Annotated in this window: 10 protein-coding genes and 1 pseudogene; 7 read left to right on the top strand and 4 right to left on the bottom strand. The window is 65.8% G+C overall.

Annotation, left to right across the window (positions count from 1 at the left end; genetic code table 11):
* Window positions 1-112 precede the first annotated feature (112 nt).
* The 3 genes from uvrA to NCR37_RS16925 are packed head-to-tail and all read left to right on the top strand — an operon-like array spanning window position 113 to window position 7,647.
* Complete coding sequence (uvrA, locus tag NCR37_RS16935) at window positions 113-5,923, top strand: excinuclease ABC subunit UvrA (RefSeq protein WP_250474015.1); 5,811 nt, start codon at window positions 113-115, stop codon at window positions 5,921-5,923.
* Window positions 5,923-6,327, top strand: a complete 405-nt coding sequence (locus NCR37_RS16930; RefSeq protein ID WP_250474014.1) for an ACT domain-containing protein — start codon at window positions 5,923-5,925, stop codon at window positions 6,325-6,327. The genes uvrA and NCR37_RS16930 overlap by 1 nt, the downstream gene beginning before the upstream one ends.
* A 39-nt stretch (window positions 6,328-6,366) precedes the next feature.
* Complete coding sequence (locus NCR37_RS16925) at window positions 6,367-7,647, top strand: DUF445 domain-containing protein (RefSeq protein ID WP_250474013.1); 1,281 nt, start codon at window positions 6,367-6,369, stop codon at window positions 7,645-7,647.
* A gap of 2 nt (window positions 7,648-7,649) precedes the next feature.
* Here NCR37_RS16925 and NCR37_RS16920 read toward each other — a convergent pair whose 3' ends face one another.
* Both NCR37_RS16920 and NCR37_RS16915 read right to left on the bottom strand, forming a co-directional pair.
* Complete coding sequence (locus NCR37_RS16920; protein WP_250474012.1) at window positions 7,650-8,837, bottom strand: hypothetical protein; 1,188 nt, start codon at window positions 8,835-8,837, stop codon at window positions 7,650-7,652.
* A gap of 392 nt (window positions 8,838-9,229) precedes the next feature.
* The gene (locus tag NCR37_RS16915; RefSeq protein ID WP_250474011.1) at window positions 9,230-9,496 is read right to left on the bottom strand and encodes a hypothetical protein; all 267 of its coding nucleotides are present in this window, start codon (window positions 9,494-9,496) and stop codon (window positions 9,230-9,232) included.
* On the opposite strand from NCR37_RS16915, the gene NCR37_RS16910 reads away from it, so the two are divergent.
* The 4 genes from NCR37_RS16910 (at window position 9,471) to NCR37_RS16895 (ending at window position 15,246) form a co-directional block, all read left to right on the top strand.
* Entirely contained in the window at window positions 9,471-9,947 is a 477-nt protein-coding gene (locus NCR37_RS16910) for a nuclear transport factor 2 family protein (protein ID WP_250474010.1), read from the top strand. The two genes, NCR37_RS16915 and NCR37_RS16910, sit on opposite strands and share 26 nt — an antisense overlap.
* Complete coding sequence (locus tag NCR37_RS16905) at window positions 9,944-11,857, top strand: amylo-alpha-1,6-glucosidase (protein WP_250474009.1); 1,914 nt, start codon at window positions 9,944-9,946, stop codon at window positions 11,855-11,857. The genes NCR37_RS16910 and NCR37_RS16905 overlap by 4 nt, the downstream gene beginning before the upstream one ends.
* An 88-nt stretch (window positions 11,858-11,945) precedes the next feature.
* Entirely contained in the window at window positions 11,946-14,681 is a 2,736-nt protein-coding gene (locus NCR37_RS16900) for an MGH1-like glycoside hydrolase domain-containing protein (RefSeq protein ID WP_250474008.1), read from the top strand.
* Window positions 14,682-14,805: 124 nt separating this feature from the next.
* Window positions 14,806-15,246: a hypothetical protein gene (locus tag NCR37_RS16895; protein WP_250474007.1), complete on the top strand. Its 441-nt coding sequence runs from the start codon at window positions 14,806-14,808 to the stop codon at window positions 15,244-15,246.
* Window positions 15,247-15,255: 9 nt separating this feature from the next.
* On the opposite strand, the gene NCR37_RS16890 is transcribed toward NCR37_RS16895, so the two are convergent.
* Together NCR37_RS16890 and NCR37_RS16885 are read right to left on the bottom strand one after the other, a co-directional pair.
* Window positions 15,256-16,392 (bottom strand): TAXI family TRAP transporter solute-binding subunit, encoded by a 1,137-nt coding sequence (locus tag NCR37_RS16890; RefSeq protein WP_250474006.1) that lies wholly within the window; start codon window positions 16,390-16,392, stop codon window positions 15,256-15,258.
* A gap of 122 nt (window positions 16,393-16,514) precedes the next feature.
* Window positions 16,515-16,878 (bottom strand): annotated as a pseudogene (locus NCR37_RS16885) (hypothetical protein); the annotation flags it as partial.

Raw genomic sequence — 16,878 nt, 5'->3', positions numbered from 1 at the left:
TACTGTATGGGTGTACAGTACCGGTCGCTGCGGCAGGCGCCTGCCGCCGGAGAACCGCGCGGCGCCGCCCAGGGCCTGACAGGCCGTCCATCACATTGAACCGGTTGAAAAATTGGCATCGAACAACGCAATCCGCATTCGCGGCGCCCGTCAACATAACCTCAAGAATCTCGATATCGACTTGCACACCGGCCAGATGACGGTCGTGACCGGCCCGTCGGGTTCGGGCAAGTCGAGCCTCGTGTTCGACACGCTCTACGCCGAAGGCCAGCGTCGTTACGTCGAAACGTTCAGCGCGTACGCACGCCAGTTCCTCGACCGCATGGACCGCCCGCAGGTCGATCGCGTGGACGGCGTGCCGCCCGCCATCGCCATCGACCAGACGAACCCGGTGCGCAGTTCGCGCTCGACGGTCGGCACGATGACCGAGCTCAACGATCACCTGAAGCTCTTCTATGCGCGTGCCGCCGAACTCTTCGACAGGAAGACCGCGCATCGCGTGCGGCACGACACGCCCGAGACCATCTACGCGGAACTGCTGGAGCGCACGCGCGACGCCGATCCGCGGCTCGCGGTGACGTTTCCCGTCGAACTGCCGGACACGGCGAGCGACGACGAAGTCGCGCAGTGGCTTTCCGCGAGCGGCTATACGCGCGTGCAGGCCAAGCGCCATGTAGAGACAGAAGCGGGCGCGCGGCAGGTGCTCGATGTGGTTGCGGACCGTTTTCGCCTGCAAGGCACGGAGCGCTCGCGGGCGCTGGAGGCCATCGAAGGCGCGCTGCTGCGCGGCACCGGGCGCGTGAACGTCTATGTGCTGAAGGACGAAGCCGAACCCGATATCTGGCGCTTCTCGACCGGCCTGCATAGCCCGGAAAGCGACCTGCGTTATGCCGATCCGCAGCCGGCGTTGTTCTCGTTCAACTCGGCCTATGGCGCGTGCGAGACGTGTCGCGGTTTCGGCCGCGTGATCGGCGTGGATTACGGCCTCGTCATTCCGGACGAGAAAAAGACGCTGCGCGAAGGCGCGATCAAGACGCTGCAAACGCCCGCGTGGAAAGAGAATCAGGATGACCTCGTGCGCTACGGCGCGAAGGCGGGCATCCGGCTCGGCGTGCCGTGGAGCGAGCTGACGCAGAAAGAGCGCGACTGGGTCATCCACGGATCCCCCGACTGGAACGGCAAATGGGGCAGCCAGTGGTACGGCGTGCAGCGTTTCTTCGACTATCTGGAGTCGAAGGCGTACAAGATGCACATTCGCGTGCTGCTCTCCAAGTACCGCAGCTATACGACGTGTCCCGTCTGCGCGGGCGCGCGGCTCAAGACCGAATCGCTCTTGTGGCGCCTCGGCACGAAGGAACAGGCCGACGCGGTGCTCGCGCCCGCGGATCGCTTCTTACCGAACGGCGTCGACTGGACGCGCGATCAGCTCGAAGCGTTGCCGGGCCTGACCGTGCACGACCTGATGCTGATGCCGATCGAGCGCATCCGCCGCTTCTTCGATTCGCTCACGCTGCCGTCCACGTTGCTCGACGAGGCGCTCAAGCTGCTGCACGCCGAAGTGCGCACGCGCCTCAAGTATCTGTGCGACGTCGGGCTCGGCTATCTGACGCTGGACCGGCAAAGCCGCACGCTGTCGGGCGGCGAAGTGCAGCGCATCAACCTGACGACCGCGCTCGGCACGTCGCTCGTCAACACGCTGTTCGTGCTGGATGAGCCGAGCATCGGGCTGCATCCGCGCGACCTGAACCGCATCGTGGAGGCCATGCACCGTCTGCGCGACGCGGGCAATACGCTCGTCGTCGTGGAGCACGATCCTTCGGTGATGCTCGCGGCGGATCGCCTGATCGACATGGGACCGGGGCCGGGCGAGCGCGGCGGCGAAATCGTCTACGACGGCACGCCCGACGATATTCAATCGAGCGACACGCTCACCGGCGCGTATCTCGGCGGCCGCAAGCACGTCGCGCATGCGTCGAACTGGACGCGCCGCACGGTCGATGCCAACTCGCCGCGTCTCGTCCTCGAAGGCGCGAGCGATCACAACTTGCGGGACATGACCGTTGAGATTCCGCTGGAGCGCCTCGTCTGCGTGACGGGCGTCTCCGGCTCGGGCAAATCGACGCTGATTCAGGACGTGCTCGCGCCCGCGCTCATGCGCCACTTCGGCAAGGCGACCGAAGCGCCCGGCGCGTTTCGCGCGCTGAAGGGCGCGGATCAACTGAGCGACGTCGTGTTCGTCGACCAGTCGCCGATCGGCCGCACGGCGCGCTCGAATCCGGCGAGCTATGTCGGCGCGTTCGACGAAATCCGCAAACTCTTCGCGAAAGCGCCGCTGGCGGCGCAGCGCGGCTACGGCGCGAGCATGTTCAGCTTCAACTCGGGCGACGGCCGCTGCCCGACGTGCGGCGGCTCGGGCTTCGAGCACGTCGAAATGCAGTTCCTCTCCGATGTCTACCTGCGCTGCCCCGATTGCGACGGCCGGCGCTATCGCGCGGAAATCCTCGATGTGAAGATCGAGCGTTGCGGGCGCGAACTGAGCGTCGCGGACGTGCTGGACCTGACCGTGAGCGAAGCCGTCGAGTGCTTCGCGAGCGACGCGGACGTGCTGCGCGTGCTACAGCCTATCGTCGACGTCGGCCTCGAATATGTGAAGCTCGGCCAGCCGGTGCCGACGCTCTCGGGCGGCGAAGCCCAGCGCCTGAAGCTTGCGGGTTTTCTCGCGGAAACGGCGTCGCCGAACCAGAAAGCGCGGCTTTTCATGTTCGACGAGCCGACCACGGGCCTGCATTTCGACGACATCGCCAAGTTGATGCAGGCGTTGCGCAGGCTGCTCGAGCGCGGGCATTCGCTGATCGTCATCGAGCACAATCTCGACGTGATTCGCGCGGCGGACTGGATCATCGATCTCGGTCCGGAAGGCGGCGACGGCGGCGGTCAAGTGGTGTGCGTCGGCACGCCGGATGACGTCGCGGCTTGCGAGCAGTCGCACACGGGCCGCGCGCTCCTCGACTACGAAGAAGCCATGACGCCCGGCGCGGCGGAAAAGCGCGCAGGCGTGCCGCTGCAACTCGCGGCGGAAGTGGCGAGCGCGCGGCGCGCATTGCAGGGCGAGGATGTCGTGCGCATCGTGAATGCGCGCGAGCACAATCTGAAGTCGCTCGATGTCGATATCCCGCACAACAAGTTCAACGTCGTGACGGGCGTGTCCGGCTCCGGCAAGTCGACGCTCGCGTTCGATATTCTGTTCCACGAAGGACAGCGGCGTTATCTGGAGTCGCTGAACGCGTATGCGCGCTCCATCGTGCAGCCGGCGGGCCGCCCGGAAGTCGATGCGGTCTATGGCATTCCGCCGACGGTTGCCATCGAGCAGCGGCTCTCGCGCGGCGGGCGCAAGAGCACGGTCGCGACGACTTCGGAAGTCTGGCACTTCCTGCGCCTTCTTTATGTGAAGCTCGGCATCCAGCATTGCATTCACGACGGAACGCCGGTTCAGGCGCAAAGCTCCGAGCAGATTGCCGCGCAGATCTTGCGCGACTTCAAGGGCCAGCATGTGGGCCTGCTTGCGCCGCTCGTCGTGAATCGCAAGGGCGTCTATACCGACCTCGCGAAGTGGGCGAAAGCGCGCGGCAACACGCATCTACGCGTGGACGGCGACTTCCTGCCGGTCGATCCGTGGCCGAAGCTCGACCGCTTCCGCGAACACACCATCGAGCTGCCGGTCGCGGATCTCGTCGTCTCGGCGGAAAACGAAGCGGACCTGCGGCGCCTGCTGGACGAGACGCTCGAAATCGGAAAGGGCGTCATGCATCTGTGCGCGCCGCTCGACGAACTGCACGGCGCGCTGTCGAGCGGCAAGCGGCGCGGCAAGGAAGAGAGCATCGTGTTTTCGACCAAGCGCGCGTGTCCGGTCTGCGGCACGAGCTATCCGGAACTCGACCCGCGCATGTTCTCCTACAACAGCAAGCATGGCTGGTGCAACACGTGCGTCGGCACCGGCGTCAAGCTGACGCGCGAGCAGCGCGCCGCCTTCGACGATACGGTGTTCGCGCAGGATGATCGCGGCCGCGAGCAGAGCATCGGCTCGGTGGATCAGGAGCCGGACGATATCGTCGATCAGCCGTGCGCGGAATGCGAAGGCACGCGCCTGAACGAGGTCGCGCGTGCGGTGACGTTCGGCAATTATCCGATCACCGAGGTCGGGCGCTGGACCGTGACGGACACGCGCGAGTGGATCGCGACGCTCAAGCTCACGGGCCGCGACGCCGACATCGCGCGCGATGTGGTCAGCGAAATCGAAGGGCGCCTTCAGTTCCTGGAGGAAGTCGGGCTCGGTTATCTGAGTCTCGACCGCGCCGCGCCGACGCTCTCGGGCGGCGAGGCGCAGCGCATTCGTCTCGCCGCGCAACTCGGCAGCAACCTGCAAGGCGTCTGCTATGTGCTGGATGAACCGACCATCGGCCTGCATCCGCGCGACAACCTCATTCTCCTGAGCGCGCTCAAGAAGCTGAACGACAAGGGCAACACGCTCGTCGTCGTGGAGCACGACGAGGACACGATCCGGCGTGCCGATCACATCATCGATATCGGGCCGGGCGCGGGCAAACGCGGCGGCACGGTGGTCGCGCAGGGCAGCGTGACGGACCTCGCGGCGCACAAGGCGTCGCTGACCGGGCAGATGTTGGCAAACCCGATCGTCCATCCGTTGCAGCCGCGCCGCGAAGTGCGCGCGGCCGTCGGCAAGCGCCCGGCTGTGCCGGAGCAATGGCTCACGGTGCAGAACGCGACGCTGCACAACCTGCGCAACGTGACGGCGAGCGTGCCGCTGAACCGGCTCGTCGCGATCACGGGCGTATCCGGCTCGGGCAAATCGACGCTCGCCCGCGACGTGCTCATGACGAACCTGCTCGATGCCGTCGGCCGCTCGGTGCTGTCGTCGCCGGCGGTGCGGCGCGCGCGCAAGGCGGCGCAAGCCGACGCCCCGGCCGCGAAATCGCGCGCCAGCGTGCTCGCCCGCGAAACCCCGCGCCCGAAGTTCGATGTGGTCCACGCCTGGCAGGGCTGCTCGGGCGTCACCGGTTTCGAAGCGATCGACCGCGTGCTCGAAGTCGATCAGACGCCGATCGGCAAGACGCCGCGTTCGTGCCCGGCGACCTACATCGGCATGTGGGACACCATCCGCAAGCTCTTTGCCGACACGCTCGAAGCGCGGGCGCGCGGCTATACGCCGTCGCGCTTCTCGTTCAATACGGGCAATGGGCGCTGCCCCGCATGCGAAGGGCAGGGCGTGCGCACCATCGCGATGAACTTCCTGCCGGACGTCAAGGTTCCATGCGACGTGTGCCACGGCCAGCGCTTCAATCCCGAGACGCTCGCGGTGACGTGGCGCGGCAAGAACATCGGCGAAGTGCTGACCATGGAGATCGACGAGGCCGTCGAGTTCTTCGCGTCGATGCCGAGCATCGGGCATCCGCTGCAACTGATGAAGGACGTGGGCCTCGGTTATCTGACGCTCGGCCAGCCGTCGCCGACGCTCTCGGGCGGCGAGGCGCAGCGCATCAAGCTCGTCACCGAGTTGTCGAAGGTGCGCGACGACATCACGCGGCGCGGCCAAAAGCCGCCGCATACGCTTTATGTGCTCGACGAACCGACGGTCGGCCTGCACATGGCGGACGTCGCGAAGCTGATCCGCGTGCTGCACCGGCTGGTGGACGGCGGGCATAGCGTGATCGTGATCGAGCACGACCTCGACGTGATCGCGGAAGCCGACTGGGTGCTCGATCTCGGGCCGGAAGGCGGCGTGAACGGCGGGACCATCGTCGCGGCGGCGGACCCGGACACGCTCGCGAGTCATCCGCGCAGCCACACGGGCACCGCGCTGCGGCCGGTGCTCGGCAGAACGCGGCCCGCCGAGGATGCCGCCTGATGACGCCGGCGCCCGTCTCCGATCTGCGGACGCTGCTGGCGTCCATGCAGCCCGAGCTTCAGCCCGGCGTCTATGTGTTCGCGTCGCTGCCGCATGACGCCGCGCCGGGCGGCGCGGGCATCGTCGCGACGTTTCGCGAGCGCGAAGGCGTGACCGTCGTCATGGAAGAAGGCGCGGCCCTTGCCGCTGGCGTCACGCCACTCTTTCGCGCGGCGTGGATCACGCTGACCGTGCACTCGGATCTGAACGCCGTCGGGCTGACTGCCGCGTTCGCTCGCGCGCTCGGTGACGCCGGCATCAGTTGCAATGTGATGGCGGGCGCGTTTCACGATCACATCTTCGTGCCGGTGGAAGCAGCCGGCCGCGCCGTGGATGCGCTCTTGAAGTTGCAGCAAGGGCGTTGATATGCTTGCGCGCTTCCACACTTCTATACCGACAAGCAGATGGAAACGCAGGATAAAGCCGTAGCCCTGAAAAGGATGAAGTGGTTCGCCGCCGCGTTGCTCGTCGGCGCGGGCGTGCTGTTCGCCATCGCGAAGAGCCAGCACGACGCGGGCGCGTGGGCGTGGGTGTCTGCGTTCGCGGAAGCGGCAATGGTCGGCGCGCTCGCGGACTGGTTCGCCGTCGTCGCGCTGTTTCGCCATCCGCTCGGCGTGCCGGTGCCGCATACGGCCATCCTGCCCGCGAACAAGGCGCGCGTCGCCGACAACCTCGCCGTCTTCGTGCGCGACCGCTTTCTCGGCACGGATGCGCTCGTTGCGCGCGTCGATGCGTTCGATCCCGCAAGCCGGCTATCGGTGTGGCTCGCGGAGCCGAAAAACGCCGAGTTGCTGGGCGATCGCGCGGTTGCAGCGGTCGGCCAGTTGCTGGCGTTCATCGACGACACGCGCATCAAGTCCATGCTCCACGACGCGATTCGCCGCCGCGCCGAGGCCTTCGATCTTTCCGCCGCCGCGGGCAATCTGCTTTCGACGCTCACCGCCGACCGCCGCCATCAATTGCTGCTCGACGAGGGCCTCAGGCAAATGGCGGCCTGGCTCGACAAGCCCGAGGTGCAGGAGATGCTCGCGACGCGCATCGTCGCGGTGGCGGGCGAGGAGTATCCGAAGCTCATCGGCATGCTCGGCTTCGTCGGGCTGGATGCGGGCGACCTCGGCAACAAGTTCGCGGCGGGCCTCGTGCGCGGCGCGAACCAGTGGCTGCACGACGTGACGAGCGACCCGGAGCACGAACGCCGCAAAGCCTTCGATGCCGCAGTGGAGCGCTTCGTCGAGCGTCTGAAGTCCGATCCCGCGTTCAAGGCGCGCATCGACGAGCACAAGCGCGAATGGCTCGATCGCCCCGAATTGCGCGGCTACGTGGACGGCCTGTGGGACGAGTTCACCGCGTGGCTCGCCGCGGACCTGAAGCGCCCCGACTCCGCGCTGCACGCGAAAGTAGTGGAAGTCGCCGCGGGTTTCGCGCAGGCGCTCGGCGGCGATCCGCTTCTGCGCGATTCGATCAACGAGCATATGCGCGATGCGCTGAAGGCGCTCGCGCCCGAGTTGCGCGAAGGCATTGCGAAGCACATCGCCGCGACCGTCAAGCAGTGGGACGACGCCACGCTCGTGCGCGATGTCGAGTTGAACATCGGGCGCGACCTTCAGTTCATTCGCGTGAACGGCACGCTCGTGGGCGGCGCGGTCGGGCTGCTGATTCACGCGGTCACGGCGTTCGCTCTCTGACGCTAGCTGCGCGCGACGGTTACGCTGCCGGCTTCCAGCGGCGTGTCTCTGCCCTCGATGCCGTTGACGGTCACGCTGAGCCCGCCCGTCAGCGCGAGCGCGAGCAGCGGGCCGCGCCCCGGTTGCCCGCGCCCGAACGCGGGCACGGCCCATTCGTCGCCGTCCGGCGTCTGAAGCACGTAACGGGTGTCGGGACCGAGCGCGTCCGAATCGATCATGCGGACGATGCTGCCGGTCTCGGTCTTCGGAAAACGCGTCGCCTGGCAATGGAACGTCGGGCTGCCCCGATGCGGCAGTCCGACCGACACGCCCGTGACATTCGAATTCGCGTCGGCTGTCACGCTCACCGGAAGATGGAGCGCGAGCGCCGTCATCAGCATCTGGTGCCGGCTCGCATGTTTCGCGGCGTTCATCTGGGCGCAAAAATGCGCGCCGTCGGATGCGCGCAGCACGTAGCGGATCTGGTCGAGCGCGTCCGAGTCGATGATGCGCACCAGCGTTCCGCTCTGCATGCCGGTCAGCTTCTGGCCGAACAGGATCATGGAAGGCGCCGCGTCCGAAGACAGCGCGCCGACCGCGATTCCGGTGATAGTGTGATCCTCGTTGCCGCTGACCGTGACGGGCAAGCTCGAGCGCAACGCCACCATGGCGAGGTGGTGCCGGTTCGCGTGCTCCTGCCGGTCCATTCGGGCATGGTAGCGCGTGGCCTCCGGCGTCTTGACGATGACGCTCAACGTCTCGGCCGCCTCCGTGTCGATGATCTCGTCGATGACGCCGGAACGAGGCGTCGTCGAGATGAGGCCCGGCGCGCAGTTGAAGTTCGGCCCGAACGCTCTCGATCCGACTGAAATGGCGTTGAGATAGTAGTCGGCGTCTCCGGCGACGGTCACGGGCAGCTTCGCCCTGAAAGCGGCCATCAGCAGGGTGCTCCGGTAGCCGTGCTCGTTCGGGCACATCTGCACGCAATGATGCAAGCCGTCCGGGCTGCGGATGATGTACGCCATACTGCCGAGCAGATTGGCGTCTTCCACCTGCACGACCGCGCCGGTCCGCACGTCTTCCAGCAGGCGCCACGTGTGGCCGAGCGCGGGCAGCGGGGCGACGTTCGGCAGCGTCGCGGCGAGGTCGGTGATATGGTGCGTGGCATCCGCGCGAACCGTCACCGTCAGGCCTAATTCGAGCGCCGCCATGAGAATGGCATTTCGAACCGGATGCTCCCGATAATCAACTTGCGCGCAATACTGCGATCCGTCTTCAGTCCTTAAAATGTAAATAATGATATCCGGCGATTGCGGATGAATCGCGCGGCTGATAATGCCGGTGCGTAAGTCCGTCAAGAAATAATCCGCAGACGCCAATGAAAGCGTGCTGATTCGAGGCCTAATTTTCATGGTGCGCGACGTGCGACCTTTAGCGGGCGCGGGCTGATGAAAGTGTTGACGATGGCGAAGCGTGCACGCACGAGAGCCACCGCATAGGTAAGCGACGGTTGAATAATCGAGATTAGAACGACCGTTCTAGAAATCTATGTTAAGAATAATTCCGCGTCAATTAATATCTGAAGTTTTTAAAATCGAGTTTATTAAGACATTTCTTGCGGATAATAAGACTGTCTTAGAATCGAAGCGGTGAAACCGGTTTCCTGATAATCGAAAACCGCTTTGTTTAATAAACGCGCGCCATTCAACGTGCGATTGTCTAAACAAACGGTTGGTTTTCCCAAATGCCCGCACGACAGCAAAACATCGAGCGGCAAGCTGCAATTCGGCCGCAGTCGCGCGAAAATGCCCACTTCCGCGCGGCGCGACTCTGCCAGGACCACCATGCCGAATACGAACGCCGAACTCATCGAACGCTTCTACCGTGCGTTTCAGCGCGCCGACGCCGACGCCATGGCGGCCTGCTATGCGTCCGACATCCGCTTCGAAGATCCGGCGTTCGGGCTGCTGCATGGCCGCGAAGTCGGCGACATGTGGCGCATGCTGCTCGGCCGCGCGGCCGACTTCACGCTGACTTTCGACGGCATCAGCACGCTCGGGCAAACCGCGAGCGCGAACGCCGTCGCGCGCTACACGTATTCCGCGACAGGGCGCGCAGTGGTCAATGAGATCGCGACGAAGTTCGCCATCCGCGACGGCCTGATCGCCGAGCAGACCGATACGTTCGACCTCTGGCGCTGGAGCCGCCAGGCGCTGGGCGTCTCCGGCTGGCTGTTCGGCTGGACGCCGCGCATGCAGAGCGCCATTCGCACGAAGGCGCGACGCGCGCTCACCGAGTACCGCAAACGGGCGGCGGCATGACGGCGATCGACTCGACGCGGCTAGAAGACGAATGGCTCGAAGCGGACGCGCACGGCGGCTTCGCTTCCGGCACGGTGGGAACCATGCGAACTCGCCGTTATCAGGCGTTGTTGCTTGCCGCGACGCAGCCGCCTGCGGGGCGCGTGGTGCTCGTCAACGGCATCGAGGCGTGGGTCGAGATAGGCGGCGAGCGCTACCCGCTGACCATGCAGCACTACGCGCCCGACGTGCTGTACCCGGACGCCTCCGCGAGTCTCGCTTCCTTCGATACATCGCCGTGGCCGACGTGGCGCTATCGCGTGGGCGATGCGCAAGCGGTCGTGGCCGAGTTGTTCGTCGCGAAAGAGAGCGGCGAGACCGTGCTGCGCTGGCGCCTCGAAACGGATGCGCGCGCGCCGTCCGCGACGCTGCATGTGCGCCCGCTGCTGTCGGGGCGCGACTATCACGCGCTGCATCGCGAGAATCCGGCGTTGTGCTTCGACGCCACGACGGACGGCGAGCGCGTTCACTGGCGGCCGTACCCGGATTTGCCGGCCATCGGCGCGACGGCGAACGGCGCGTATCGGCACGCGCCCGACTGGTATCGCAATTTCTGCTATGCGCGCGAGCGCGAGCGCGGCCTCGATTTCATCGAAGATCTGGCGACGCCGGGCGTCTTCACGTTCGATCTGACCGCCCGCGAAGCCGTGATGATTCTGCACGCCGATACCGGCAGCAACGTGCCGCGCGAAGCGGATGCGCTCGCGCACGCGTCGCGGCTCGCGGCTCGCGAGTCCGAACGCCGCGCGGCGTTCGCATCGCGCCTCGCCCGTTCCGCCGATGCGTATGTCGTCAACCGCAGAGAGGGGCGAACCATCATCGCGGGCTTTCCGTGGTTCACTGACTGGGGCCGCGATACCTTCATTTCCATGCGCGGCTTGCTGATCGCGAGCGGCCGCCACGAGGACGCCGAATCGATTCTGCTCGAATGGACCGACGCGCTTTCCGAAGGCATGCTGCCCAACCGTTTTCCCGACAGCGGCGGCCAGCCGGAATACAACTCGGTGGATGCGTCGCTGTGGTTCGTGATCGCCGTCCACGACTATCTGGCGACCGGCCATGCGCTTGCGGCCACGGCGAGCCGCCTGCAACGCGCGGTCGATACGATTCTCGAAGGCTACGCGGGCGGCACGCGCTATCGAATCGCCGCCGACGAAGACGGCCTCTTGCGCGCAGGCGTGCCGGGCGTGCAACTCACGTGGATGGACGCGAAAGCCGGCGACTGGGTGGTGACGCCGCGCATCGGCAAGCCGGTCGAGGTCCAGGCGCTGTGGATCAATGCGCTTGCCATCGCGTCGGCTTGGAACCCGCGCTGGCAGACGCTGTGCGCGCGCGCCCGGCAGAGTTTCGCGGCGCGCTTTGTCGATCCGGACACGCACGCGCTCTACGATGTCGTCGATGCCGGCCACGAGCCGGGCAAGCTCGACCGCTCGATTCGCCCGAACCAGATCTTCGCGGTCGGCGGCCTGCCGTTTCCGCTCGTCGACGGCGATATCGCCCGCGCGGTGGTCGATCAGGTCGAAGCGCATCTGCTGACGCCGCTCGGGCTGCGCACGCTCGCGCCGTCCGACCCGGCGTATCGTCCGCATTACGCAGGCGGCGTGCTGGAGCGCGACGGCGCCTATCATCAGGGCACCGTCTGGCCGTGGCTGATGGGGCCGTTCGTCGAGGCGTGGCTGCGTGTGCGCGGCGCGGCGGGCGTGCGCGAGCGCTTCCTCGCGCCGCTCTACGCACATCTGGACCATTACGGGCTGAATCACGTGAGCGAAGTCGCGGACGGCGACGCGCCGCACGCGCCGGGCGGCGCGCCGTTTCAGGCGTGGTCGCTCGCGGAACTGCTGCGCATCGAAACGCTGCTCGGCGCGGCGTGAGGGCCGTCGAATGTGCGTCCTGTCGTGAAAACGCGCTAAATTAGCCGTTTCCCGCAAGCTGCACCGAAGGCCGCATCAGGAGACGCCCATGGCGAAGACGCGCACCGTCAATCAGATCGACACCGTGGAAGGCTCGCGGCTGCATTCGGGCGACTGCCCGCGGTGGCAGCGTTGGGGGCCGTATCTGAGCGAGCGGCAGTGGGGCACCGTGCGCGAGGACTACAGCGAGTTCGGGACCGCGTGGGAGTACTTTCCGCACGATCACGCGCGCAGCCGCGCGTATCGCTGGGGCGAGGACGGCATCGCGGGATTCGGCGACGACAAGCTCAACTGGTGCGTCTCACTCGCGCTCTGGAACGGGCGCGATCCGATTCTGAAAGAACGCCTGTTCGGCCTCACGAATCAGCAAGGCAATCACGGCGAGGACGTGAAGGAGCTGTACTTCTATCTGGACGGCACGCCGACGCATTCCTATATGCGCATGCTGTACAAGTATCCGCATGCGGCGTTTCCGTATGCCGATCTCGTCGATGAGAACGCGCGGCGCGGCGCGGACGTGCCCGAGTACGAAGTGCTCGATACCGGCGTGTTCGACGACGAGCGTTACTTCGACGTGCAGGTGGAATATGCGAAGCACACGCCCGACGATATCGTGATGCGCGTGACCGTCGGAAACCGCGCGGCCTATCCCGCCACGCTCGACGTGCTGCCGCAAATCTGGGCGCGCAATACGTGGTCTTGGAAGCCGACGCCAGCCAAGCCGTCGCTGAAGCTGCGAACGGAGCGCGGCGTCACGCAGGTCGCAGCCGTCCATCACGGTCACGAGCCGATGATCGTCACGGCGTGGTCGCCGGATACGGACGGCATCGAATGGCTTTTCTGCGAGAACGAGACCAATGTGCGGCGTCTGTTCAGCATGGAAGGCGAGGGCCCGTTCAAGGACGGCTTCAACGACTATATCGTCGCGGGCGATGAAGACGCCGTTCGCCGCGATGCCGGCACCCGCGCCGCGGCCCGTGCGCAACTCACGCTCGACGCGCACGCGACGGCCACGGTGTTTCTGCGCTGGCGTCCCGAGTCCGCGCCCGACACAGTGCCGCTCGATGCCGATGCGCTTTTCGCGCGCCGCATCGCGGAAGCCGACGAGTTCTACGGCGCGTTGCAGCACGACATCGCGGGCGCGGATCAGCGGCTCGTGCAGCGGCAGGCGCTCGCGGGCATGCTGTGGTCGAAGCAGTACTACCAGTTCGACGTCACGCGCTGGCTCGACGGCGATCCGCTTCAGCCTAAGCCGCCGAAACAGCGGCGCACCGGGCGCAATGCGGACTGGCGGCATCTGTGCAACGCGGACATCGTGTCGATGCCGGACAAATGGGAATACCCGTGGTACGCGTCGTGGGACCTCGCGTTTCATGCGGCGGCGTTCGCGCTCATCGACCCGGCGTTCGCGAAGCGGCAGTTGCTGTTGCTCGTGAAGGACCGATATCAGCATCCGAACGGCCAGTTGCCGGCCTACGAATGGGCGTTCAGCGACGCGAATCCGCCAGTGCATGCGTGGGCGACGTGGCGCGTATACGAGATCGACCGCGCGATCACCGGCAAGGGCGACCGCGACTTTCTGGAACTCGTCTTCCACAAGCTGCTGCTGAACTTCTCGTGGTGGGTGAACCGCAAGGACGCCGACGGTCGCAACATCTTTCAGGGCGGGTTTCTCGGGCTGGATAACGTCGGCATCTTCGATCGTTCAGCGCCGCTGCCGACGGGCGGTCATATCGATCAGGCCGACGGCACCGCGTGGATGGCCGCGTATGCGCTCGATCTCATGCGCATCGCGCTGGAACTCGCGTATGCGAACCCGGTGTTCGTGGATATCGCCGTGAAGTTCTTCGAGCACTTCCTGTATATCGCCGAAGCGGTCAGTTGCGAGGACGGCTGCGACACGGGCTTGTGGGACAGCGAGGACGAGTTCTTCTACGACAAGCTGCGCCTGCCGGACGGCACAAGCGTGCCGATGCGCGTGCGGTCGATCGTCGGGCTGATTCCGCTCTTCGCGGTGCATGTGCTGGAGCCGAGCGTGTATCGCGCGTTGCCGGAGTTGCGCGAGCGCTTGCACTGGTTCCTCGAACATCGGCTTGATTTGTCGCGGCTCGTCTCGCGCTGGAATATCGCGGGTCAGGGCAATAGCGTGCTGCTGTCGCTGTTGCGCGGGCATCGCATGAAGGCGCTTCTGAGGCGCATGCTGGACGAGTCCGAGTTTCTGTCCGATCACGGCGTGCGGGCGCTGTCCCGCGTGCATCGCGACAATCCGTTCGTCTTCTATCACAACGGCGAGAGCTTCTGCGTGCAGTATCAGCCGGCGGAATCGACCTCGCGCGTCTTCGGCGGCAACTCGAACTGGCGCGGGCCGGTGTGGATGCCGGTGAATTATCTGCTGATCGAGTCCATTCTCGAATTCCACCGCTATTACGGCGACGATTTTCGCGTGGAGTATCCGACAGGTTCGGGACAGACCTTCTCGCTCGCCGAAATCGCCGATGAACTCGCGCGCCGCGTGACTACGCTGTTCCTGCTCGACAAGAACGGCGAGCGACCCGTGATGGCGGCGTATCCGCTGTTGCAGGCCGATCCGCGCTCGCGTGATCTGGTGCTCTTTCACGAGTACTTTCACGGCGACAACGGGCGCGGCGTCGGCGCGTCGCATCAGACCGGCTGGACGGGGCTCGTCGCGTTGTTGTTGCAGCCGCGCGCATCGGGTCCATCGGGCGTCGTACCGCTCGCGGGCGAAGCCGATGCCGACTTGCAGGAATTCGCCGGCGCAAAGTAGCTAGTCAGCAGGCAGTTTCCCGCGCGCAATGCGTGCCGGGGTTGTTCGGATAAGTCTTATATCGCTGTTCTCTGCATCTGCGTAACTTTTGCGGACGCGAATCCGCGGCGCATGGAGAACAAAGATGAACCGATCAGCGAATGCTTACGACATGAGACTGGCCGCGGCCGGACACGGCCCGCGGCTCGCTTGCCGCACGGAGCACGAGGAGAGTCCGCCGTTCGCGTGGGTCATGCTGGTCTTCTTCGCGGCGATGTGCGGCGGCGCATGTGTCACCTGCGCGTTCGACAGCATGGCGGCCGGATGGATCGCGGGCGTCGGCATCCTCGCGGCGTTCGGGGGCGCCATCGACCACTGGTTCGCGGGCGCGGCGGCGCTGGAACGCCGCCTCGAAGCGCGTTCGCGGGCGCGTCATCGCGCGCTCCACAAATCGGCCTGCAAGGGCGGCCTTGCGGCGCAACGCCACTACCGCTCCGGCGCGACGGCACGGGAATGGACCTCGATCTCGGCTTATCGCAGATATCCGCCGTTCGAGTCCGCTTTCATGCCGTCGCTTCGAAGCTAGCGCCGGGAGTTACTGGTCGCAGAGCAGCAGCAGCTTTTCCTGCGCGGTGCAGGAGGACTTTTTCTTCTGCGCGGCGGCGTCCGTGCCGCGCGCCGACACGGTCTGCGCCGAGCCCTGCGACTGCGCGAGCGCCGCGCGCTTGGCGATGCACGCGCGCAAGTGCTTTTCCATCGGCGGATAGTATTTCCAGCCGCGCGTGAGCGGCGGCAATTCCAGGTGGACCTGCTTCCACTTCGGATGCCCGCTCGCCTGCAGCGTATCGAAATTCGTGCAGAGCGAATCCGCGAACTTCGACAGCGCGCCAACCGTGCCGCGCAGACCGTAGTCGTACGTGACGAGGAACGCCTTCACGGTCAGCGTTGGCGTGTCTTCCTGAATCCAGTTCGGGTAGCTCGTCGTGCGGATGGTCGCGGGGAAATACGTCTGCTTCGCGCGAGCCGTTTCAGGGGCGGACGGGTCGAGGCGCAGCAACTTGATCTGCTGGAGCAACTCGGGGTTCATGTCCTGAAAGAGCTTGGCGGGCTGGCCGGCGACGATCACCGCGACGTCGATCTTGCGCACGATGAGCTTGGCGAGCGCGTCTTCGTTGTTGTAGTGCTGCTCGTTGGCATCGGGGATCGGCTCGCCGAACATCAGACGGTACAACGTTTCGGCGGACTGCGCCGTGCCGCTGCCGATCGGCCCGACGCTGATGTTCTTGCCCTTGATCTCGTTGATGTTCTTGAGCTGCGAATCCGAACGAACGACGAAATAAATCTCCTCGTCGTACAGCGGCATGATGAGCCGCAGCGGCTGAATGATCCGGCCGGCCTCGGCGTTGCCGGAGTTCGCCATGTCAAGGTAAGCCTGATACACGTCCGACTGCACCAGCGCGAACTTCACGCCGGGCTCGTAGCGCATGCGCTGGACGTTTTCGGCCGATCCTTTCGACGGCAGCACTTCCAGGTCCATGCCGGCGGGCTCGGCCACGTACTTCGACAAATCCTGCCCGATCTGAATATAGGTGCCGCGTTCCTGCCCGGTCGTGATCTTGTACGGCACGGGATCGGCCGCGTAGCCGGCTTGCGCGGCGCAGGCGAGTCCGACGAAAGCGCAAAGGGCGAACGCCCTCCGCGCGGCATTCCGCATGAATTGGCTGGAGACCATGATTGACCCTTGAGTCGAGTTGGACGGGTTCTTTGAAAGTCACGCGACGCGCGGGCGTCGCGTGAAACGGGTGATGCGGTAATGCCGGTAATGCGATAGCGCGGAGGTGATGCGGAAACCGGTCAGCGCGCGGGCGCGGGCCTTTCGTTGCCGCTGCTCCAGCCGTATTGCTTGATGGCGCGCTCCACATCGTCGGTCTTGTCGGCGTCCATGCGCGCCGCCACGCCCGACGCCCCGAAGGATGTTGCCGTGCGTGCGGTGCCGCTGACGGTTGTCGTGGGCAGCGTGCTCGCGGTGGCGGTCGCGGCGGTCGCGGTGGCGACAGCCGGACGCTCCATGCTGGCGGGCCGGACGGCCTGCGAGCCGGACGGCAATGCGTGCGCGGCTTGCGGCTGGATCGCGGCAGCCTGCGGCAGAAGCGGCGGCATTGACGACTGCGGGCCCGAAGGCGTCGCGCGCTGGGTCGGCGCGGCAGCCGGCGCGGGC

The organism is Caballeronia sp. GAFFF1, from assembly GCF_023630705.1.
Taxonomy (GTDB): Bacteria; Pseudomonadota; Gammaproteobacteria; order Burkholderiales; family Burkholderiaceae; genus Caballeronia.
The sequence above is the reverse complement of the archived record's forward strand: the minus strand, read 5'-3'. Positions and strand labels throughout refer to the sequence as shown.

Bases quoted from the DNA above. Each gene is read 5' to 3' on its own strand.
- NCR37_RS16915 (WP_250474011.1), bottom strand. From the start codon at position 9,496: ATGAGTTCGGCGTTCGTATTCGGCATGGTGGTCCTGGCAGAGTCGCGC.
- NCR37_RS16895 (WP_250474007.1), top strand. From the start codon at position 14,806: ATGAACCGATCAGCGAATGCTTACGACATGAGACTGGCCGCGGCCGGA.
- NCR37_RS16900 (WP_250474008.1), top strand. From the start codon at position 11,946: ATGGCGAAGACGCGCACCGTCAATCAGATCGACACCGTGGAAGGCTCG.
- NCR37_RS16890 (WP_250474006.1), bottom strand. From the start codon at position 16,392: ATGGTCTCCAGCCAATTCATGCGGAATGCCGCGCGGAGGGCGTTCGCC.
- NCR37_RS16925 (WP_250474013.1), top strand. From the start codon at position 6,367: ATGGAAACGCAGGATAAAGCCGTAGCCCTGAAAAGGATGAAGTGGTTC.
- NCR37_RS16930 (WP_250474014.1), top strand. From the start codon at position 5,923: ATGACGCCGGCGCCCGTCTCCGATCTGCGGACGCTGCTGGCGTCCATG.
- NCR37_RS16920 (WP_250474012.1), bottom strand. From the start codon at position 8,837: ATGGCGGCGCTCGAATTAGGCCTGACGGTGACGGTTCGCGCGGATGCC.
- NCR37_RS16905 (WP_250474009.1), top strand. From the start codon at position 9,944: ATGACGGCGATCGACTCGACGCGGCTAGAAGACGAATGGCTCGAAGCG.
- NCR37_RS16910 (WP_250474010.1), top strand. From the start codon at position 9,471: ATGCCGAATACGAACGCCGAACTCATCGAACGCTTCTACCGTGCGTTT.